The 20,291-nt window shown below is 51.9% G+C and carries 16 protein-coding genes and 1 pseudogene; 10 read left to right on the top strand and 7 right to left on the bottom strand.

Features of this window, described 5'->3' with window-relative positions; translation table 11 throughout:
• Positions 1-19 precede the first annotated feature (19 nt).
• The 3 genes from bamB to EPIR_RS12565 all read left to right on the top strand — a co-directional run bounded on the left by bamB (position 20) and on the right by EPIR_RS12565 (position 5,734).
• Positions 20-1,201 carry an outer membrane protein assembly factor BamB gene (gene bamB / locus EPIR_RS12575; RefSeq protein ID WP_023655802.1) on the top strand — a complete coding sequence of 394 codons (1,182 nt, stop codon included), beginning with the start codon at positions 20-22 and terminating at the stop codon, positions 1,199-1,201.
• A gap of 214 nt (positions 1,202-1,415) precedes the next feature.
• Complete coding sequence (der, locus tag EPIR_RS12570; protein ID WP_023655801.1) at positions 1,416-2,915, top strand: ribosome biogenesis GTPase Der; 1,500 nt, start codon at positions 1,416-1,418, stop codon at positions 2,913-2,915.
• A 389-nt stretch (positions 2,916-3,304) separates the two neighbouring features.
• Positions 3,305-5,734 (top strand): glucose/quinate/shikimate family membrane-bound PQQ-dependent dehydrogenase, encoded by a 2,430-nt coding sequence (locus tag EPIR_RS12565; RefSeq protein WP_023655800.1) that lies wholly within the window; start codon positions 3,305-3,307, stop codon positions 5,732-5,734.
• 94 nt (positions 5,735-5,828) lie between these two features.
• Here EPIR_RS12565 and xseA read toward each other — a convergent pair whose 3' ends face one another.
• Complete coding sequence (xseA, locus tag EPIR_RS12560) at positions 5,829-7,199, bottom strand: exodeoxyribonuclease VII large subunit (protein WP_023655799.1); 1,371 nt, start codon at positions 7,197-7,199, stop codon at positions 5,829-5,831.
• Between the two features lie 170 nt (positions 7,200-7,369).
• On the opposite strand from xseA, the gene guaB reads away from it, so the two are divergent.
• The 5 genes from guaB (at position 7,370) to EPIR_RS12535 (ending at position 12,856) form a co-directional block, all read left to right on the top strand.
• Positions 7,370-8,836, top strand: coding sequence for an IMP dehydrogenase (guaB, locus tag EPIR_RS12555; protein ID WP_012440781.1), 1,467 nt, complete (start codon positions 7,370-7,372; stop codon positions 8,834-8,836).
• 81 nt (positions 8,837-8,917) lie between these two features.
• The gene (gene guaA, locus EPIR_RS12550; RefSeq protein WP_048697541.1) at positions 8,918-10,498 is read left to right on the top strand and encodes a glutamine-hydrolyzing GMP synthase; all 1,581 of its coding nucleotides are present in this window, start codon (positions 8,918-8,920) and stop codon (positions 10,496-10,498) included.
• A gap of 341 nt (positions 10,499-10,839) precedes the next feature.
• Positions 10,840-11,493 carry a hypothetical protein gene (locus EPIR_RS12545; protein ID WP_023655797.1) on the top strand — a complete coding sequence of 218 codons (654 nt, stop codon included), beginning with the start codon at positions 10,840-10,842 and terminating at the stop codon, positions 11,491-11,493.
• 3 nt (positions 11,494-11,496) lie between these two features.
• Complete coding sequence (locus EPIR_RS19095) at positions 11,497-11,739, top strand: hypothetical protein (RefSeq protein WP_023655796.1); 243 nt, start codon at positions 11,497-11,499, stop codon at positions 11,737-11,739.
• A gap of 466 nt (positions 11,740-12,205) precedes the next feature.
• Positions 12,206-12,856 carry a hypothetical protein gene (locus EPIR_RS12535; protein ID WP_048697540.1) on the top strand — a complete coding sequence of 217 codons (651 nt, stop codon included), beginning with the start codon at positions 12,206-12,208 and terminating at the stop codon, positions 12,854-12,856.
• 264 nt (positions 12,857-13,120) lie between these two features.
• On the opposite strand, the gene EPIR_RS12530 is transcribed toward EPIR_RS12535, so the two are convergent.
• Together EPIR_RS12530 and EPIR_RS12525 are read right to left on the bottom strand one after the other, a co-directional pair.
• Positions 13,121-14,152, bottom strand: a complete 1,032-nt coding sequence (locus tag EPIR_RS12530; protein WP_023655793.1) for a methionine synthase — start codon at positions 14,150-14,152, stop codon at positions 13,121-13,123.
• 26 nt (positions 14,153-14,178) lie between these two features.
• Positions 14,179-15,156, bottom strand: coding sequence for a DUF1852 domain-containing protein (locus EPIR_RS12525; protein WP_023655792.1), 978 nt, complete (start codon positions 15,154-15,156; stop codon positions 14,179-14,181).
• Positions 15,157-15,525: 369 nt separating this feature from the next.
• Between EPIR_RS12525 and EPIR_RS12520 the strand changes: the two genes are divergently transcribed.
• The gene (locus EPIR_RS12520; protein ID WP_023655791.1) at positions 15,526-16,065 is read left to right on the top strand and encodes a DUF2058 domain-containing protein; all 540 of its coding nucleotides are present in this window, start codon (positions 15,526-15,528) and stop codon (positions 16,063-16,065) included.
• Positions 16,066-16,175: 110 nt separating this feature from the next.
• On the opposite strand, the gene EPIR_RS12515 is transcribed toward EPIR_RS12520, so the two are convergent.
• The gene (locus EPIR_RS12515) at positions 16,176-16,874 is read right to left on the bottom strand and encodes an RluA family pseudouridine synthase (protein ID WP_023655790.1); all 699 of its coding nucleotides are present in this window, start codon (positions 16,872-16,874) and stop codon (positions 16,176-16,178) included.
• A gap of 176 nt (positions 16,875-17,050) precedes the next feature.
• On the opposite strand from EPIR_RS12515, the gene EPIR_RS12510 reads away from it, so the two are divergent.
• Positions 17,051-17,533: a cold-shock protein gene (locus EPIR_RS12510; protein WP_023655789.1), complete on the top strand. Its 483-nt coding sequence runs from the start codon at positions 17,051-17,053 to the stop codon at positions 17,531-17,533.
• Positions 17,534-17,628: 95 nt separating this feature from the next.
• On the opposite strand, the pseudogene EPIR_RS19295 reads toward EPIR_RS12510, so the two are convergent.
• From EPIR_RS19295 to EPIR_RS12495, 3 genes and pseudogenes are all read right to left on the bottom strand, one after another.
• Positions 17,629-17,894, bottom strand: a pseudogene (locus EPIR_RS19295) (DUF2938 family protein).
• A gap of 41 nt (positions 17,895-17,935) precedes the next feature.
• Positions 17,936-18,904, bottom strand: coding sequence for a D-erythronate dehydrogenase (denD, locus tag EPIR_RS12500; RefSeq protein WP_023655787.1), 969 nt, complete (start codon positions 18,902-18,904; stop codon positions 17,936-17,938).
• Between the two features lie 17 nt (positions 18,905-18,921).
• Positions 18,922-20,229 (bottom strand): MFS transporter, encoded by a 1,308-nt coding sequence (locus EPIR_RS12495; protein WP_023655786.1) that lies wholly within the window; start codon positions 20,227-20,229, stop codon positions 18,922-18,924.
• Positions 20,230-20,291: the final 62 nt, after the last annotated feature.

Genomic DNA, 20,291 nt, shown 5'->3' with positions numbered 1-20,291 from the left:
CAGGCACAAGAGGAATTTCATGGAATTGCGTAAGTTACTTTTGCCGGGACTGATGTCAGTTACCCTGCTTAGCGGATGCTCATGGTTTAGCGGTGAAGAAGATGTTGTCACCATGTCACCACTACCGACAGTACAGAATCAGTTCGAACCGAAAAAAGTGTGGAGCACCTCTGTCGGCAATGGCGTGGGTGATTTCTACTCTAACCTGCATCCGGCTTGGGCAGATAACACCGTTTACGCGGCCGATCGCCACGGTACGGTTAAAGCGCTGAATTCAGGCGATGGTAAAGAACAGTGGAAAGTTGACCTGTCTGAAAAAACAGGCTTTTTCTCAAGTAATATCCCGGCCCTACTCTCAGGTGGGCTGACTGTTGATAACGGCCGTGTTTACCTGGGCAGCGAACGCGCCCAGGTCTTTGCGCTCAATACCAGCGATGGCTCAATTGCCTGGCAGACTAAAGCGGCGGGTGAAGTGTTATCCCGTCCGGTAGTCAGTGATGGTCTGGTGCTGGTTCATACCAGCAACGGTATGTTGCAGGGACTCGATCAGTTAAGCGGTAATGTTAAATGGTCAGTAAATCTTGATGTGCCAGCGCTAAGCCTGCGCGGCGAATCTGCACCGGCCAGCGCATTTGGGGCTGCCATTGTCGGTGGCGACAATGGGCGCGTCAGTGCAGTGATGATGAATCAGGGCCAGATTATCTGGCAGCAGCGTATCTCGCAGCCTGGCGGCTCGACCGAAATTGATCGTCTCGCCGATGTGGATACTACTCCGGTCGTGGTGAACGGCGTGATATATGCGCTGGCCTATAACGGTAATCTGACGGCGCTGGATCTGCGCTCCGGCCAGATCCTGTGGAAGCGTGAAATTGGCTCGGTGCACGATATGATCGTTGACGCTGGCCGTATCTTCCTGATTGATCAGGACGACCGCGTCATGGCGCTGAACACTGAAGGCGGTGTCAGCATCTGGCGTCAGAGCGATCTTCTGCACCGTAACCTGACTTCACCGGTACTGTATAACGGCTACCTGGTAGTGGGTGACAGCGAAGGTTACCTGCACTGGATTAATACCGACGACGGGCGTTTTGTTGCGCAGCAGAAGTTGGACAGTTCTGGTTTCCAGACGGAGCCGGTGGTTGCCAGCGACAAGTTGCTGATCCAGTCGAAAAACGGCGAGGTTTACGCGATTACGCGCTAATCCGATTTTGCATGACTACCCGCTTGTTTCGCCTGCTGGCAGGCTGAATGATAAAGGGTAAAACGGCTCCTGATTAGTCAGGGGCCGTTTTGTTTTTCTCCCGGCGTGTTATCCTAAGCGCCATCGGCCTGTGCCCTGCGTCAGATTAACTGACCACGGGCAGCGAAAAGATCTTCGCAGCCAGGCGCTTATTATTTAGTTATGAGGCTTCAATATGGTACCTGTGGTCGCGCTGGTCGGGCGTCCCAATGTGGGAAAATCCACCCTTTTCAACCGCTTAACACGCACAAGAGATGCGCTGGTAGCGGATTTCCCCGGGCTAACCCGAGACCGCAAATACGGTCGTGCCGAAATAGAAGGGCGTGAGTTTATTTGCATCGATACCGGCGGTATCGACGGTAACGAAGAGGGCGTTGAAACCCGTATGGCGCAACAGTCACTGCTGGCGATTGAAGAAGCCGATGTAGTGCTGTTTATGGTCGATGCCCGTGCCGGGCTGATGCCAGCCGATACGGCTATTGCTAAACACCTGCGCTCTCGTCAGAAGCCAACTTTCCTGGTCGCCAACAAGACTGACGGACTTGATGCAGATTCTGCGGTTGTGGACTTCTGGTCACTGGGTTTAGGGGAAATTCACCCGATTGCCGCCTCCCACGGACGCGGCGTAACCAGCCTGCTGGAGCTGGTATTGCTGCCGTGGATGGACGAGGTTGCCCCGGAGCGTGAGCTGACGGAAGAAGAAGAAAACGAAGCCTACTGGGCTGAACTGGCAGCGAAAGAAGCCAAAGCCAATGGCGAAGAGACAGCGGATAAAGAAGATGATTTCAATCCGCTCGATCTGCCAATCAAGCTGGCCATCGTCGGTCGTCCTAACGTCGGCAAGTCAACGCTAACTAACCGTATTCTCGGCGAAGACCGCGTAGTGGTGTTTGATATGCCGGGAACTACGCGTGACAGTATTTATATCCCGATGGAGCGTGACGGTCGCGAGTATATCCTGATCGACACCGCCGGAGTGCGCAAGCGCGGAAAAGTCACTGAAACGGTTGAAAAATTCTCGGTAATCAAAACGCTGAAAGCCATTGAAGATGCCAACGTGGTGATGTTGGTTATCGACGCTCACGAAGGTATTTCCGATCAGGACCTTTCCCTGTTGGGCTTCATCCTTAATAGCGGGCGCTCACTGGTGATTGTGGTCAACAAGTGGGATGGTCTGTCACAGGAAGTGCGTGACGAAGTCAAAGAAGCGTTGGATTATCGCCTCGGCTTTATCGACTTTGCGCGTATTCACTTTATCTCTGCCCTGCACGGCAGCGGCGTGGGTAATCTGTTTGAGTCGGTGACCGAAGCTTACGACTGTTCAACGCGTCGCGTTAACACCTCGATGCTGACGCGGATTATGAATATGGCCGCTGACGACCATCAGCCACCGCTGGTACGCAGCCGCCGCGTGAAGTTAAAATATGCTCACGCCGGGGGTTATAACCCGCCGATTGTGGTGATCCACGGCAATCAGGTTAAAGACCTGCCTGATTCCTATAAGCGTTATCTGATGAACTATTTCCGTCGTTCGCTGGATATCATGGGTACGCCGATCCGTATTCAGTTTAAAGAGGGTGATAACCCTTACGAAGGCAAACGTAACCTGCTGACGCCTAATCAGCAGCGCAAACGCCAACGCTTAATGAGTCATCTGAAAAAGAACAAACGTTGATATCTGAGGGGGCCTGATGGCCCCCTTTTTTTTCGGCTGAAAACGGATGCCGTTGGTCAGATTATCAGCCGCTTGTCATCGTACCTGTTGCCCGCCGGAGCCGGAGAGTGAGTTTTTCTCTGCAATATGACGATATTAAACACTTATCCCTTTGTTGATCATTTTGTGCCGAGATTGGGCTAACCGTTACCAATAATGGTTAAGTTGTTAACTTCATGTTTCTGCATTACGAACCTGATGGTACAATTTTTTTGCTTGCCAGTATTGCTGCTTACGCCTGCGCGTAACGGCCTGCTTGCGCAAAAAGGAGGGCGTTACGGCCCCAGGTCAGGTTCAATCAGATAAGGCTTTACGTGAGTCGGCCTTATTATCTCCAGGAGTATTTTTGTATGCCTCAAATGCACGCCGGGTCCTCAAAATGGCTGGGCTTATGGTGTTTTGTGCTGGGTATTCTGTTACTGGCAACCGGTCTTTACTTTGTTATCGGTGGGGGCAAGCTGGTATCACTCGGCGGTAGCGGGTATTTCCTCATCGCCGGTATCTTCACCGTACTTTCCGCCATCCAGTTCTTCCGCCGCCGATCTTCTGCGGTAGTGATTTATGCACTGGTGTTTATCGGTTCCGCTATTTGGGCCGTACAGGATGTTGGCGTGGACTTTTGGCCGCTGGTTTCTCGCCTGATGTTTCTCGGTGGGATATTGCTGCTCGCGTTACTGACTTACCCATCTTTGCGCCTGCGCGAAGCGCGTAACGGTCATGCCAAAGTCGCCTATGGCCTGAGCGGAGTGACGTTGACAGGTCTGCTGGTTACCGCATACGGGATGTTCCAGCCGCACCCGACCGTGGCTTCTGATGGTCAGGAACTGCCGCTGGTGGCGGTTGATAAATCTGCCGAGCAGAAAAATTGGGACAACTACGGGAATACCGCTGCGGGAAGCCGCTTTGTGGCGCTGGACCAGATCACCCGCGATAACGTGAAGGATTTGAAGCCGGTATGGACTTATCACACTGGCGATACCCCCGAAAGCCCGACCGGTAACGGTGCGGAAGATCAGCAGACTCCGTTGCAGGTCGGCGATCGTGTGTTCCTCTGCACTCCGCATAATAACGTGATTGCGCTGGATGCCGACAGCGGTAAGCAGATCTGGAAAACTGAGATTAACGCTCAGTCTCAGGTATGGAACCGCTGCCGTGGCCTGGCCTATTTTGATGCCGCTAAACCGCTGCAACAGCCTTCAGTACCGGACTCCACCCCGGTGACGCCGGTTATTCTGGCGGCGGGTGACAGCTGCCAACGCCGTATCCTGATGAATACTATCGACGCGCGTCTGGTGGCGATCAACGCTGACAATGGCGAGCTATGCCAGCACTTTGGCAACAAGGGGTTTGTTGACCTGAAAGCCGGTTTGGGTGAAGCCAGCGATCCTAAATATCAGCTGACTTCAGCGCCGACCCTGGCGGGTACGACGGTGGTTGTGGGCGGTCGCGTCGCGGACAATGTGCAGACCGATATGCCTGGTGGCGTGCTGCGCGGTTTTGATGTCGTCAGTGGTGCCATGCGCTGGGCGTTCGATCCGGGTAACAAAGAGCCCAACGCCCCTCTGGAGGACGGCAAGAACTTTACTCGCAGCACGCCGAATTCATGGGCGCCGATGTCTTACGATGCGGCCATGAACACCGTGTTCTTACCCATGGGGAGTTCTTCGGTCGATCTGTGGGGGGCTAACCGCAACGCGCTTGACCACAAATATGGCGCTTCCATCCTGGCGCTGGACGCCACCAGCGGGAAAGAGAAGTGGGTGTATCAGACCGTGCATAACGATTTGTGGGATTTCGACATTCCGATGCAGCCAAGCCTGATCGACTTCCCGCAAAAAGATGGCAGCACGAAACCGGCGGTGGTGTTTGGCACCAAAGCGGGACAAATTTACGTGCTGGATCGTCTGACCGGCCAGCCGCTGACTGAAGTGAAAGAGGTTCCGGTTAAGCGCGGGAATATCCCTAACGAACAGTACACGCCAACCCAACCGAAATCCGTCGGGATGCCGCAGATTGGCGCAGAAACCCTGAAAGAGTCGGATATGTGGGGGGCCACGCCGTTTGACCAGTTGGCCTGCCGTATCGGCTTTAAATCGATGCGCTACGATGGTCTCTATACCGTTCCGGGGACCGATATTTCTCTGAGTTTCCCGGGATCGCTGGGCGGTATGAACTGGGGCAGCTTGTCCACCGATCCGCATAATCATTACATCTTTGCTAACGATATGCGTCTTGGCCTGTGGGTGCAGATGCTACCGGCAAAAGCCGATGCCAAAGCCGGTAATGGCGGCGAGTCGGTAAATACCGGGATGGGTGCGGTACCGTTAAAAGGCACGCCTTATGCGGTAAACAAAAACCGCTTTATGTCTCCATTGGGGATCCCCTGCCAGAAACCGCCGTTTGGCACGCTTTCGGCAATCGATTTGAAAACGCAGAAAGTCGTATGGCAGGTTCCGGTAGGGACAGTGCAGGATACCGGGCCGTTTGGTATTAAAATGCATGTGCAGATGCCGGTCGGAATGCCGACGCTGGGCGGTACGCTTGCCACACAGGGCGGCCTGGTGTTTATCGCCGGAACCCAGGATTACTATTTGCGTGCTTTCGATACCTCAACCGGTAAAGAAGTGTGGAAAGCCCGTCTGCCGGTCGGAAGCCAGGGAGGGCCGATGAGCTATAAATCGCCAAAAACCGGTAAGCAGTACATCCTGATCTCTGCGGGCGGGGCGCGTCAGTCACCGGATCGTGGTGATTATGTGATAGCTTACGCGCTCGACAAATAGCAAGCATTGCCGTCTGTCAGCGATACCCCTTCAGTTATGGAGGGGTATTTTTTTGCCTGTTAATCGTCACGACCGTGCCGAAGCGGTGGGGCAATCAGAGGCTGCGTTTGCGCGGTTTTTTCAGCGGGGTGATGGCGGTGACTTCACTTTCTACCCAGCCATCGTCGAGGCGGGTCTTCAGCGTGTCACCCTGATGCAGCTGTCTGGTTTTTTTGATCACCTGACCGTCGGCGGTACTGGTGACGCTGAAGCCGCGTGCCAGCGTAGCCAGCGGGCTGACGCCCTCCAGCCGGGCGGCAAGCTGACCAAAGTGCTGCTTTCCTGCGCTAAGCTGCTGCTGCATCGCCTGCTGTAGCCGATATTGCTGCTGTTGTAACTGCTGGCCTGCCCGCTCAATACGCATCTCCGGGCGGAAAGCGTTGAGGCGCTGGCCGAGTTGCTCCTGGCGACGCGTGGCCTGGCGCAGATGCTGTTGCAGCGCATCGTCCAGACGGCGCTGCACTTTCATTAGGGCGGTTTGTTGGCGCGCCAGCCTCAGCTGCGGGTGCTGCTGCTGTAAGCGATGCTGCAAGCGGGTAAACGTGCTCTGCTGCCGGGCGAGATAGTAATCCATCGCCATTTCCATACGCTGCTGCTGCGACTGTAGCTGGCGCAGCCGATCAATCTGATCGCGGCTGACCAGCTCGGCGGCGGCGGAAGGCGTCGGGGCGCGCAGGTCGGCAACAAAATCGGCAATGGTGACATCGGTTTCATGGCCCACCGCACTGACAATCGGTATGCGGCTGGCATAAATCGCCCGCGCCACGCGCTCATCGTTGAAGCTGCATAAATCTTCCAGCGAACCGCCACCGCGACCGACGATCAGCACGTCGCACTCGTTACGGGCGTTGGCCAGCTCAATGGCGCGTACGATGCCTGTAGGCGCTTCTGCGCCCTGCACGGGAGTCGGGTAGATAACCACGGGCAGGGAAGGGTCACGGCGTTGTAACACGCGTAACACGTCGTGTAACGCAGCGCCGCTAGAGGAGGTGATCACCCCAACCTGACGCGCCGGATCCGGCAACGGTTTTTTATGCCTCTGTTCAAATAGACCTTCGGTCATCAGGCGCTGCTTCAGCCGATCGAACTGCTGCTGTAACAGGCCGTCTCCGGCAGGCTGCATGCTTTCGGCGATCAGCTGATAGTCGCCGCGTGGTTCATACAGGGTGATGGTGGCGCGCACCAGTACCTGCTGACCATTTTGCGGGCGGAAGGTGACGCGGCGGTTGCCGTTGCGAAACATCGCGCAGCGAACCTGAGCCGTATCGTCTTTTAGCGTAAAATACCAGTGGCCGGAAGAGGGTTGGGAGAAATTAGAGATCTCCGCGCTCAACCAGACCTGGCCCATCTCAATCTCCAGCAGCTTACGCACTGTGCTATTGAGACGGCTCACGGTAAAAATATTACTGGCTGGTGGTTGCGACATGTGATGAAGATGAAACTCTAAATCAGCGGGTTAATCAACTGATACTACATCCCTGGCTCAGGGGATCAAGAGTTTTAAGTAAATAATGCTGGAGGCAATCGATTACCGCCTGTATAATGCCGCGGCAATATTTTACAAGTTCTCATTCACCCTGAGGTTGAGATATTGCCATGCTAAGAATCGCTAAAGAAGCCCTGACATTCGACGACGTTCTGCTCGTTCCTGCTCACTCCACGGTGCTGCCAAACACCGCCGACCTCAGCACCAAGCTCACTAAAACTATCCGTCTGAACATTCCCATGCTATCTGCTGCTATGGACACCGTGACCGAAGCGGGTTTGGCCATTGCGCTGGCGCAAGAAGGCGGTCTGGGCTTTATTCACAAAAACATGTCCATTGAGCGCCAGGCGGAAGAAGTTCGCCGGGTGAAGAAGCATGAAAGCGGCGTGGTAACCGACCCGCAGACCGTGCTGCCAACTACGGCATTAAGCGAAGTGAAAGCACTGACCGAACGTAACGGCTTTGCCGGTTACCCAGTGGTCAACGGCGAAAACGAGCTGGTCGGCATTATCACCGGACGTGATGTTCGCTTTGTTACCGATCTGAGCCTGCCCGTTTCTGCGGTGATGACGCCAAAAGAGCGCCTGGTGACGGTGAAAGAGGGTGAAGCGCGCGAAGTGGTGCTGCATAAAATGCACGAAAAACGTGTAGAAAAAGCGCTGGTGGTGGATGACAGTTTCCATCTGCTGGGCATGATCACCGTGAAAGACTTCCAGAAAGCGGAACGTAAACCTCTTGCCTGTAAAGATGAGCATGGTCGCCTGCGCGTGGGTGCCGCCGTCGGTGCGGGGGCTGGCAATGAAGAACGCGTGGACGCGCTGGTCGCTGCCGGAGTTGACGTGCTGCTGATCGACTCCTCCCACGGCCATTCTGAAGGCGTTCTGCAACGCATCCGTGAAACCCGTGCTAAATACCCCGATCTGCAAATCGTCGGCGGCAACGTGGCGACCGGCGCTGGCGCGCTGGCGCTGGCCGAAGCGGGCGTCAGCGCGGTGAAAGTCGGTATCGGCCCTGGCTCCATTTGTACTACCCGTATTGTTACCGGCGTGGGCGTACCGCAGATCACCGCCGTTTCTGACGCTGTTGCCGCGCTGGAAGGCACCGGCATTCCGGTTATCGCTGATGGCGGCATCCGCTTCTCTGGCGATATTGCTAAAGCTATCGCCGCCGGTGCTGCGGTGGTGATGGTCGGCTCCATGCTGGCAGGTACAGAAGAGTCGCCGGGCGAAATTGAACTGTACCAGGGACGTTCATTTAAGTCTTACCGTGGTATGGGCTCACTGGGCGCGATGTCGAAAGGTTCTTCCGACCGTTATTTCCAGACCGACAATGCTGCAGATAAATTGGTGCCGGAAGGTATCGAAGGCCGCGTGGCGTACAAAGGCCGTCTGAAAGAGATCGTGCATCAGCAGATGGGCGGCCTGCGCTCCTGTATGGGTCTGACCGGCTGTGCTACTATCGACGAACTGCGCACCAAAGCGGAATTCGTGCGCATCAGCGGTGCCGGTATTTCGGAAAGCCACGTTCACGACGTGACCATTACCAAAGAGTCGCCGAACTACCGTATGGGTTCCTGATAACCCGATACTACCCGCCCGGCTTGGCCGGGCGTTTTATCCCATCCCGAATTTTGTATGACATCGCCCTGGAATAGCCCAATGACGACGGAAAATATTCATAAACATCGCATCCTGATCCTCGATTTCGGTTCACAGTACACTCAGCTGGTCGCGCGTCGCGTGCGTGAGCTGGGTGTCTACTGCGAGCTGTGGGCGTGGGACGTTACCGAAGAGCAGATCCGTGGGTTCAATCCGAACGGCATCATCCTCTCCGGCGGCCCGGAAAGTACCACAGAGCACGACAGCCCGCGTGCCCCGGAATACGTGTTTAACGCCGGCGTGCCGGTGCTGGGCGTGTGCTACGGTATGCAGACAATGGCGTTGCAGCTCGGCGGCAAGGTGGAAGGCTCCAGCGAGCGTGAGTTCGGCTATGCGCAGGTGGAAGTGAAAAACCAGAGCGCGCTGGTCCGCGATATCGAAGATGCTATCAGCGCAGACGGTAAGCCGTTGCTGGACGTGTGGATGAGCCACGGTGATAAAGTCACCGCCATCCCGTCTGATTTTGTCACCGTTGCCAGCACCGATACCTGTCCGTTTGCCATTATGGCTAATGAAGAGAAACGTTTCTACGGCGTGCAGTTCCATCCGGAAGTGACGCATACCCGTCAGGGGCTGCGCCTGCTGGAGCGCTTCGTGCGCGATATCTGCCAGTGTGAAGCGCTGTGGACCCCGGCGAAGATCATTGAGGATGCCGTTGAACGTCTGCGTGAGCAGGTAGGTAACGACAAAGTGATCCTCGGCCTGTCCGGCGGCGTTGACTCCTCCGTTACCGCGATGCTGCTGCACCGCGCTATTGGCGACCGTCTGACCTGCGTATTCGTGGATAACGGCCTGCTGCGCCTGAACGAAGCGGAGCAGGTGATGGAGATGTTCGGTGACCACTTTGGTCTGAATATCATCCATGTGGCGGCGGAAAACCGCTTCCTTGACGCACTGGCCGGTACTGACGAGCCGGAAGCCAAGCGCAAGATTATTGGTCGCGTATTCGTGGAACTGTTCGACGAAGAAGCCACTAAGCTCACTGATGTGAAGTGGTTGGCGCAGGGAACTATCTACCCTGACGTGATTGAATCTGCCGCGTCGGCAACCGGTAAGGCGCATGTGATCAAATCGCACCACAACGTGGGTGGCCTGCCGAAAGAGATGAAGCTGGGTCTGGTTGAGCCGCTGAAAGAGCTGTTTAAAGATGAAGTGCGCAAAATCGGTCTGGAGCTGGGCCTGCCGCACGCCATGCTGTTCCGTCATCCGTTCCCGGGGCCGGGTCTTGGCGTGCGCGTACTGGGCGAAGTGAAGAAAGAGTACTGCGACCTGCTGCGCCGTGCCGATGCTATCTTTATTGAAGAGCTGCATAAAGCCGACCTGTATAACAAGGTCAGCCAGGCGTTCACCGTGTTCCTGCCGGTGCGTTCCGTTGGTGTCATGGGCGATGGCCGCAAGTATGACTGGGTCGTTTCCCTGCGTGCGGTAGAAACCATCGACTTTATGACCGCGCACTGGGCGCATTTGCCGTATGAGTTCCTCGGCCGCGTATCTAACCGCATCATCAACGAAATCGACGGTATTTCCCGCGTGGTTTACGATATTTCTGGAAAACCACCGGCGACTATTGAGTGGGAATGATTTAACGTCTGGCAACAGCCTGCTCGTAAAGCAGTAAAACTCATCTAAACCCGCGTAACTGCGGGTTTTTTTGTGTCTGGCATTTCCTGGCAGCTATTACTTACGGGAAGTACTTTTTTTAATGGGATTGTTTTTAACTCAATGAAAAATAAACATTTAAATGGTTTTATTGGTAGCTGTATTGCTATCGTAGCTTCCCAAGCCCTCTGCCTGTCGGTGAAAAAAACTTCGCTTCATGCTCTCTGATGCCGTTCGAACGAAATTTCTACTTGCTTTATTTTCTTTAATAACGCAGCATCGTCCCTTGTCCCGGGACGCGGGACGGCGAGATAGGTTGGGGTATGAAAGGTCAAGATATTTTATTATTATTGAAGCTGGTATCGCTGCAACGCCAGGAAAAGCACCTAAACGATGCTGAAAAATTAAGGCCGCGGCCTGAGTTATGGCGGGACTGGGACATCACAGAAGAAGAAGCGCTGAAGCAGAAAGGGATCATTGAATTTAGTGAGATTGGAGCTTACCGTGAGAGTCTTTATACCGTTCGTAGCTTGGAAAAAACGACGGGCATAAGTAAAACACAAATAGCAGAGTCTGTTAAGAGATGCACGGATATTGGTCTGGCTAAGAAAGACCGTAAATATGGTGTGCCGAGAACTAATAAGAAATCCCTGCTCGAATTTGTCATCTACGGGATAAAGTATGTCTTCCCCGCCAGGATGGGAGAACTAACACGTGGGATAGCCACCTCTTTTTCTGCTCCTGTGTTAAATGAAAAGCTGTTCAGTTCGGGTGAGTTAATCGCGGTCTGGCCTGATGAAAGAGCAAAAAGTAAAGGATTGAAAGTGATACCTTTATTTCATAGCGTTCCTTATGCTGTTCGGCAGGATGGTGATTTATATGCCATGCTTGCCTTGGTAGATGCGATCAGGCTCGGAAATCAGCGTGAAGCGGGCTTAGCCGCAAATATGCTGAAAAATATGTTTACGGAGATATGATTCATGCAAGCTAAACAGCAACAGCGTATGCTGGTCGAAGTGGCGGGTGCATTAGGGCCTGATTTGGTGAAGCAGGTCACTTTTGTCGGAGGATGTACTACTGCACTTTTACTGACGGATGAGGTTACTGCTGAGCAAGTCCGGCATACAGATGATGTAGACTTAATTGTTCATGTGATTAGTTATGCAAGTTATCATGCTCTTCAGGATAAATTAAAGGAGAGGGGTTCAAAGATGTTGCCCTAGATATAGATGAAGATACCCCCATTTGCGCTATGCAACTGGGTGAACTGCGTGTAGATATTATGCCAGATGATGAAGATATTCTAGGTTTCAGTAACAGATGGTATAAAGAAGCCATGGAAAATGCTTTTGATTAGCAACTTAATGAAGACATCGTTATAAAGCTTGTTTCTCCGGTCTACTTTATTGCCACCAAACTCGAAGCCTGGCTTGGCAGAGGGCAGGGAGATGCATTAACCAGCCGTGACATTGAGGATATCATTAATTTAATCGACGGGCGTGAAGAGTTAATAAGTGAACTGGGCAGTGCACCAGATGCAGTTAAGGCATTTATCTCAGAGCAACTTAGCCAGTTACTGGACGACACTAATTTTGAATATGCAGTGAGCAGTCAAAGCAACGGTAGTAGCCAGCGTGAGAAAATTATATTTGATCGTATTGAAGAGATAGTCACCCGGACTTCATGCTAATGCATATATCCTGGAAAAGCCAAAAAGGCTCATCACATAAGAATAATAATGATTATGTAGCCATCAGAGCGAATGGTGACCATTTTTCTGCGGTTATTGTTGATGCCTCAGATAAAGGTAAAGCACCCAGTCGTCTGGCTGAATATTGGGCAAAAACACTGTTAACGAGTTATATAAAGCAAGAACATGGATCGGTCTTGACGCTTCTGAAGGATATTCACCGGACGCTGATCCCAGACTATCTTACCGAGAGTGCCAGTTATACTCTGATTGACATTGACTTAAAGGATCGTAGCGGAGAGATCGTTTATGTCGGCGATTGCAGACTGGGAAAAAGCAATCACTGCGATATTAATTGGGTTAACGAACCCCATATTATTGTTAGCACTTTCCCGGAGTTAGATGAAAGCTATGCTTGCTTCCTCACTCGAGTTTTAAAAGCCCGTCGATTTACCTTGCCGGACCAGGTAAATTTTAGCTGGCAACACGGAGAGATATTGCTGCTTTGTACCGATGGCTACTGGCGACCTCATAGCGATAATCAAGGGTTAAATCGTGATGATGCCAGTGCACTCAAAGTCAGGCCTGACGATTCTGACTTAACTCTTACTGTCGATTCAGATTGTGACAATTTCTTCTTTATTACTTAAGAAGCACGCATGACCAATAGAAATCACAGCTCAAAGCCAACACGAGATGATCCTGAGACGACTTTGTTTCGGTAGCGGACATTGGCGTTCCAGACTAAATCAATGAAGGGCAGGTCATGGACAGGAGAATCGCAGAAGGGGAAGTCACGTTGCTGAGTATGATCATGATTGCTCAGTCCGGTTGGTGGTCTGGGATACCTCGCGATTGATCAGATCGCTCAAACCGGACTGATTTTCCTTCGATTAAACTGATTTTTGGCGAAGTTATTTCGCCGTCAGCTCTCTTCGCACGATTTCTGCGCCTGCACTTAACGCATGCAGTTTGCCTCTTGCGACACGACGCGATAAGGGAGTCATGCCACAGTTTGTTGAAGGATAGAGTTTGTCGGCATCGACAAACTGAAGTGCTTTTCGTAGCGTATTGGCAACTTCTTCTGGTGTCTCAATGTTGTTGGTTGCCACGTCAATGGCCCCAACCATGACTTTTTTGCCTCGAATAAGCTCAATGAGATCCATTGGAACACGAGAGTTTTGACATTCCAGCGAGATGATATCGATTTGAGAAGTTTGCAGTTTGGGGAAAATCTCTTCATATTGCCGCCATTCTGACCCCAGCGTCTTTTTCCAGTCAGTATTGGCTTTGATGCCGTATCCATAGCAAATATGCACAGCAGTTTCACATTTAAGCCCTTCAACGGCCCTTTCTAACGCGGCAATCCCCCAATCATTCACCTCATCAAAGAAGACGTTAAATGCAGGCTCATCAAACTGGATGATATCGACACCGGCAGCTTCTAATTCTCTGGCTTCTTGATTGAGTATTTTAGCGAATTCCCAGGCCAGTTTTTCGCGACTTTTATAGTGGCTATCATAGAGCGTATCTATCATCGTCATCGGGCCTGGCAGCGCCCATTTAATGGGTTGTGTGGTTTGTTGACGTAAGAACTTTGCATCTTCGACAAAAATGGGTTTCTGACGCGCCACAGCGCCGACGACTGTCGGTACACTCGCATCATAGCGATTACGAATTTTAACGGTCTCGCGTTTCTCAAAATCCACACCGTCGAGGTGCTCAATAAACGTAGTGACAAAATGTTGGCGCGTTTGCTCACCATCGCTGACGATATCAATACCGGCCTGCCGTTGGTCTTCCAGGCACAAACGCAGGGCATCTTGTTTACCCTCAATCAGTTCATCACCTTGCAGTTTCCAGGGAGACCACAGTGTTTCGGGCTGTGCCAGCCAGGAGGGTTTAGGCAAACTGCCCGCAGTTGAGGTAGGTAACAATATTTTCATAACAGATGACCTTGTGTTTTGTTTAATCAGAGAACGTTATTAGCAGACCATTGCTCAAGAATAGCCCTGTATGGTTTGATGAAGTGCTCCTCGGTAAACTTTCCCTGCTCAATAGCTAACTGGCTACGTTCTTCTCGATCATAAACAATTTGAGTTAATGCATAATCCGGGTTAATCAGGTTTGGCTGGTATTCTTTTCCTGCTACAGAATTAGCATTGTAAATCTCAGGTCGATAAATCTTCTGAAAAGTCTCCATCGTGCTGATGGTGCTAATAAGCTCAAGATCCGTGTAATCGCTCGTTAAATCGCCGGAAAAATAAAAAGCCAAAGGCGCAACACCGTTTGGTGGCATAAAATAACGAGCCCGTAACCCCATTTTGTTGAAATAATGGTCAGTCATGGAAGGTTTGTTTTGCTGGTATTCGAAGCCCAATACAGGATGCTGGTGTTCAGTGCGATGATAAGTATTTTTATTAGAGACACTCAGGCATATTACAGGCTGTTTATTGAACTTATCTTTGAATTCATTTGAGTTAACGAAGCATTTAAACAGATTTCCATGCAAATCGCCGAAGTTTGCTGGGGTGCTAAATTCGGTTTTGTCCTTGTTGTGCTCTGGAAGTAATACGCTAAAGTCGTAGTCCCTCACGTAAGAAGAAAAGTTATTGCCGACAATACCTTCGATGATTTCGTTGTTTTTTTGATCGATAATATTCGTTTTTAATATTTCAATCACTGGGAAGGTATTGCCCTTGCCTTCAACATCCATCTCAACGGAAATGATCTCTAGTTTGACAGAGTAGCGATCCCCATTGGGGTTATCCCAGTGTGCCAGGGTGTTGAAACGATGGTCAATCATCATTAAGGTATTGCGCAAATTATCCTGACGCTTACTTCCTCTGGCTAAATTAGCAAAGTTGGTCGTGATACGCGTATTCTCGGATGGGTTATAATTTTCATCGAAGGAAATGCTTTTAATCGTAAATGTAAATTCTTTATTCATCGCGATGCGGTATCCTGATTTCCAATATAAACCTGAAATTAATTCTTGTTTTTACAGCAATTTCAAATTTTCTTGTACGGTTTTAGTCTTTATTGGCCTTCAGGCCTTCATGTTGTCTGGTACTGATTGCACTGCATACTTTATGCCAGAGTCATCGATTGAGTAAAAGTGATTTAATTTCATCAAAACATGAGCCACCTTCATGATTTGGTGCATGTGGAGCATTGTATCCGCTCCAAGAGCACACCAGCCGACCTGTGGTCGCATCCTTAAACTCAAGTCAAACGGTGCTCGGGTGCGGCAGCCTGGCATAGCCTCTAAAATTACAGGTATAATCCGATAAATTTCTCAACGGGTTTAGAGACGAACATGACAAAACTCACCTTACAAGAGCAGATGCTTAAAGCTGGGCTAGTGAGCAGCAAAAAAATGGCCAAAGTCCAAAGGACGGCTAAAAAATCACGGGTTCAGGCTCGTGAGGCAAGAGAGGCAGTGGAAGAAAATAAAAAAGCACAGCTTGAGCGCGATCAGCAGCTAAACGAACAACAAAAACAGGCTGCTTTATCTAAAGAATACAAAGCTCAGGTGAAGCAGCTTATTGAAATGAATCGAGTTGTCATTTCAAGAGGTACCATCGATTTCAATTTCACGGATAATAACCTGATTAAAAAAATAGCGGTTGATAAGACCACGCAAACGCAGCTGGTGAGTGGGCGTCTCGCCATTGCTCGCCTGGTGACCGGTAATAGCGCAGAGAGCGAATATGCCATTATCCCCGCGATCGTCGCCGATAAAATCGCGCAACGTGATGCGAGCTACATCGTATTAAATAGCGTACTGAGTCAGGAAGAGGAAAATGAAGAAGATCCTTATGCCGATTTTAAAATTCCTGATGATTTGATGTGGTAAAGACAATTTCGAAATTTTACTATTTAAAATCAGATGATTAACGACATTGTTATGCGCTTTGCATGATGCCGCGAGGCTTCGCTGCGGCAGGGTGATAGAGGCTTGCGCTTTCAGAACGGGCTGGCGTGATGTGCGTTGATCCATTCCCCGCTGATGGGATGCACAAAGTGCAATTCACTGGCGTGCAGCATCAGCCGTGGCGTCCGTTCAGTGCCCGGCGCCAGGCGGCCGCCATACAGGTCGCACCCCAAAATGGGGTGGCCTAGCTGCTGGCAGTGAATGCGGAGTTGATGTGTGCGGCCAGTCTCTGGGGTTAGCTGTACCCGCGTCAACGGTAGTTGCGTACCGTTTTGCGACGGGTGATAAAAGCGCGCCAAGACCTGATAGCGTGAGCGTGCGGGCTTGCCGTGGATTGAGCAAATCGACATCAGCGGGAACAGCGCCGGATCTTTGGCAATCGCCGCATCTATCATCCCTTCGTTATCGTTCAGGTGTCCGTAGAGCAGTGCGCTGTACACTTTAGCTACCTTGCGCTGACTAAACTGCTGGCAGAGGGCGGCATTAATAGCCTTATTGCGGGCAATCAACATCAGTCCGGAAGTACCAAAATCAAGGCGGTGGACCAGGGTGCAGCCGGGAAATATCTTTACCAGCCGATGATGTACCGAGTCGATATTTTGTGGATTTTTCCCCGAAAGGCTGAGCAGCCCGGCGGGTTTATTAATCAACATCAGGTGTTCGTCCTGATAGAGGATCTCTATCTGGTCATAACAGGGTGGGGCAATAAAAGTATCGGCGATCGTAGACATCAGGCTGCCCGGATGGAAAGTGGGAGCGGATGATAGCGAATTTCCAGCCGACTGGCGAATCTGGCTGTGCGGAAAATTATCGTCCACACTTAAACCAAAGACGTAGTCTGCGCAGGCATTGTGTTTTACACTGCGCGCTGCAAAAATTGAGTAGATAAACGATTAGGTAGACGGTAATGGCGATGAACGGAACGATCACAACCTGGTTTAAAGATAAGGGTTTTGGATTTATCAAAGATGAAAACGGTGAAAACCGTTATTTTCACGTGATTAAAGTCGCCAATCCCGAGCTGATTAAGAAAGATGCGGCGGTGACCTTCGAACCCACTACGAATAACAAAGGTTTATCAGCTTATGCTGTGAAAGTCGCACCGGAAAGCCAGTACATCTATATCGCGGGCGAGCGCCTCAAGCTGACCTCGATCAGATCTTACCTGGTTTACAGCGAAGAAGTGCCTGCCGAGACCCGAATTGATAAAGAGAATACGGTGCTGTCGGTCGGTGCACTGATGAGTAGTATTCGACCAAAAACAGCCGTTGAACCCGGCGACACACGCTCGCTGAAAAAACTGGCGATCACCACCTTTCAGGGAACGACGTTAATCTTCTCTGAAGATGAAATAGACGTAGATGCCACGGTGAAAATGCTTAAGGTTTGAAACAGGTTGGACGGGCCCAGCGCTGAAGTTCTGCGCCCGTCATGTGTATTGACTCAGACCTGACAACCGTTCTCAAGCGGCAGAACGGCCAGCTGTCAGGTTTGATATCGAAAATATTTAGATAAGGGGAAGGCCAGCAGCCATGCGCTTAACCACCGGCCAAGGCCAAAGGAGACATGTGCGACCAGATTGCGCCTGCGCCCCAGCCACGGGGCCGGGGTTTTCGCGGCAGCGATACCATTACCCAGGCAGGGTTGCATAAGCAGAAAGGGGACATCACGCTGATGACACCCATCAGAAGCGCAGGCCAGAAAGTAGGGCATTGCAACCAGCTGTCACCCACGATAAGAATCGACTGCATGGAAAAAACGATACCAATAAGATAGTGTGCCATCCCTCCGCTCAGGCAGGTTCCACCAGATATTCGTTTATCATTTCATCAAATGAGGCATTGGCCTGAAAACCCAGCCTGTGCGCATAATCAGCATGAAAATCACCTGGCCACGAATTCACAATGTCCACAATGGCGCGATCCTGCTGGAAGCTGACGCGCGATGCGGTTTCATCGCCGCACAGGCGCTGAAGCGATGCCAACATCTCTGCTACCGTCACTGATAGACCGCACAGGTTAATCACTCGCCCCTGGTCGAGCCGTTTGACATCCAACTCATGGCCGTGGATCAGTGCCTGTACGGCCCTGGCCGGGGACATCAGCCACAATCGCGTCTGAGGGCTTACCGGGCAGTTGACCGCTGCACCATTAAGCGGTTCGCGGATAATACCGCTGGCGAAACTGGATGCGGCGGCATTGGGTTTGCCCGGACGTACCACAATCGTCGGCATCCGCAGACTGCGTCCGTCGATAAAGCCCCTGCGGCTGTAATCTGCCAGCAGCAGGTCACTTATTGCTTTCTGCGTGCCGTAGGAACTTTGCGGCATCCACACCCAGCTGTCCTCAACCTTGAGCGGCAGTCTGCCACCAAACACCGCAACTGAACTGGTGGTCACCAGCCTGACGCGCTGTGGCAGATGGCGCAGGCGATCGATAATTTGGCGTACTGCATCAATATTGATCTTCATGCCCAGTTCAAAGTCCTGCTCCGCCTGACCGGACACGATCGCCGCCAGGTGAAACACGCTGTCTGTACGAGCGTCAATCAGCGATTCCAGTTCAGAAGTTTGGCTGATATCCGCACTCACTGCCCTTAATCGTGGATCGCTGATCCCCTTGAGCGCGACGATATCAATGGCGGTAATACGTTCTATCGCCCGTAATTGTCCCTGCCGATCCGTCAGGGAGCCTTTAGCCAACAGAGCCTGTACCAGCTTTTTACCCAGCAATCCGGCTGCGCCGGTGATAACGATATGCATCATGTGCCTCTGTGCAGTTAGCGATTGACGATACGGCCGGGGATAAAAAAAATCGCCCCTGCGCCGACCAACAGCGCGCAGGAAATAATCAACATGCCGCTCAGCGTCGAGTGGGTCAGATCGGTAAGTATTCCCATCAGGTAAGGGGCGACAAACCCGGCAAGGTTGCCGAAAGAATTAATCAGCGCGATGCCGACTGCCGCCATAGTGCCTCCGAGGAAAGCCGTGGGCAGGCTCCAAAACAGCGGCAGAGTGCTCAGGCTACCAGCCGCCCCGAGAGTCAGACCAAACATCGCAACCCACAGGTTGTCGCTATACAGGGCAGAAATCACCATACCCACGGCCCCGACCGTGGCGATAATCGCCAGATGCCAGCGGCGCTCACGATGTTTGTCTGCACTTCTGGCTGCCACGGTCATCGTGACAATGGCCGCCGTGTAGGGGATAGCGGTCAACAATCCGACGGTCAACACATCCTGCGTCCCGGCGTTCTGTACCAGAGTGGGGAGCCAGAAGCTAACAGTGTAGAAACCGGCAATCAGGCAAAAGTAGATAAAGGTGAGCAGCCATAACCTGCCGTTACGCAGTACGCTGTTCAATGTTGCCCGTGTGGCGGCGAGATCCTGCACGGCATCATCCTGTAGGCGGGCATTCAGCAATGACTTTTCTTCAGGGGCAAGCCAGCGAGCGTGCTCAATGCGCTCCGGCAGTAGCCAGAAGACCAGCACGCCAATCAGCAATGAAGGTGTACCCTGAATGATAAACAGCCACTGCCAGCCAGCCATGCCTAAACTGTGATGGAAGTTGGTCATAATCCAGCCTGAAATCGGGCCGCCGAGCAACCCGGATAGCGGTACGGCGGCGGCAAACAGAGCAAATATTTTGCCGCGACGATATGAAGGGAACCACCTCGAAAGATAGAGGATCACCCCAGGATAGAAAGCGGATTCGGTCAGACCAAGTAGAAAGCGTACCGCATAAAACTCTCCGGGCGTGGTAACGATGGCGGTAAGCGGGGCAATTGCAGCCCAGGAGATCAACAGCGCGGTCAGCATGCGACGTGCACCAATACGTTGCAACAGCACATTGCCTGGGATCTGGAAAAAGAAAAAACCGATAAAAAAGATACCGGCGCCAAGCCCGTATACGGTTTCTGAAAAGGCGAGGTCGCCGGACATTTGCAGTTTGGCAATGCTGACGTTGATGCGGTCGAGATAGGCGAAAATATAGCTGATGGTCAAAATCGGTAAGATGCGCCATATGGTGCGCTTCCAAACCTTTTCTTCCAGCTCACTCGTAGAGTGAACTGCATTGGGTGAACACATATAGCATCCTTTGCGGGTGAGGGAGATATCCTTTCTTCAATAATAGCCAACCCGACTCTTCT

Origin of the sequence: Erwinia piriflorinigrans CFBP 5888 (genome assembly GCF_001050515.1) — a bacterium.
Lineage (GTDB): Bacteria > Pseudomonadota > Gammaproteobacteria > Enterobacterales > Enterobacteriaceae > Erwinia > Erwinia piriflorinigrans.
Note: the sequence above shows the minus strand (reverse complement) of the source record. Positions and strands in the feature narration are given on the sequence as shown.

What these genes read in the sequence shown, in the direction of transcription:
- bamB (WP_023655802.1), top strand. Translation starts at nt 20, where the DNA reads ATGGAATTGCGTAAGTTACTTTTGCCGGGACTGATGTCAGTTACCCTG.
- der (WP_023655801.1), top strand. Translation starts at nt 1,416, where the DNA reads ATGGTACCTGTGGTCGCGCTGGTCGGGCGTCCCAATGTGGGAAAATCC.
- EPIR_RS12565 (WP_023655800.1), top strand. Translation starts at nt 3,305, where the DNA reads ATGCCTCAAATGCACGCCGGGTCCTCAAAATGGCTGGGCTTATGGTGT.
- xseA (WP_023655799.1), bottom strand. Translation starts at nt 7,199, where the DNA reads ATGTCGCAACCACCAGCCAGTAATATTTTTACCGTGAGCCGTCTCAAT.
- guaB (WP_012440781.1), top strand. Translation starts at nt 7,370, where the DNA reads ATGCTAAGAATCGCTAAAGAAGCCCTGACATTCGACGACGTTCTGCTC.
- guaA (WP_048697541.1), top strand. Translation starts at nt 8,918, where the DNA reads ATGACGACGGAAAATATTCATAAACATCGCATCCTGATCCTCGATTTC.
- EPIR_RS12545 (WP_023655797.1), top strand. Translation starts at nt 10,840, where the DNA reads ATGAAAGGTCAAGATATTTTATTATTATTGAAGCTGGTATCGCTGCAA.
- EPIR_RS19095 (WP_023655796.1), top strand. Translation starts at nt 11,497, where the DNA reads ATGCAAGCTAAACAGCAACAGCGTATGCTGGTCGAAGTGGCGGGTGCA.
- EPIR_RS12535 (WP_048697540.1), top strand. Translation starts at nt 12,206, where the DNA reads ATGCATATATCCTGGAAAAGCCAAAAAGGCTCATCACATAAGAATAAT.
- EPIR_RS12530 (WP_023655793.1), bottom strand. Translation starts at nt 14,152, where the DNA reads ATGAAAATATTGTTACCTACCTCAACTGCGGGCAGTTTGCCTAAACCC.
- EPIR_RS12525 (WP_023655792.1), bottom strand. Translation starts at nt 15,156, where the DNA reads ATGAATAAAGAATTTACATTTACGATTAAAAGCATTTCCTTCGATGAA.
- EPIR_RS12520 (WP_023655791.1), top strand. Translation starts at nt 15,526, where the DNA reads ATGACAAAACTCACCTTACAAGAGCAGATGCTTAAAGCTGGGCTAGTG.
- EPIR_RS12515 (WP_023655790.1), bottom strand. Translation starts at nt 16,874, where the DNA reads ATGTCTACGATCGCCGATACTTTTATTGCCCCACCCTGTTATGACCAG.
- EPIR_RS12510 (WP_023655789.1), top strand. Translation starts at nt 17,051, where the DNA reads ATGGCGATGAACGGAACGATCACAACCTGGTTTAAAGATAAGGGTTTT.
- denD (WP_023655787.1), bottom strand. Translation starts at nt 18,904, where the DNA reads ATGCATATCGTTATCACCGGCGCAGCCGGATTGCTGGGTAAAAAGCTG.
- EPIR_RS12495 (WP_023655786.1), bottom strand. Translation starts at nt 20,229, where the DNA reads ATGTGTTCACCCAATGCAGTTCACTCTACGAGTGAGCTGGAAGAAAAG.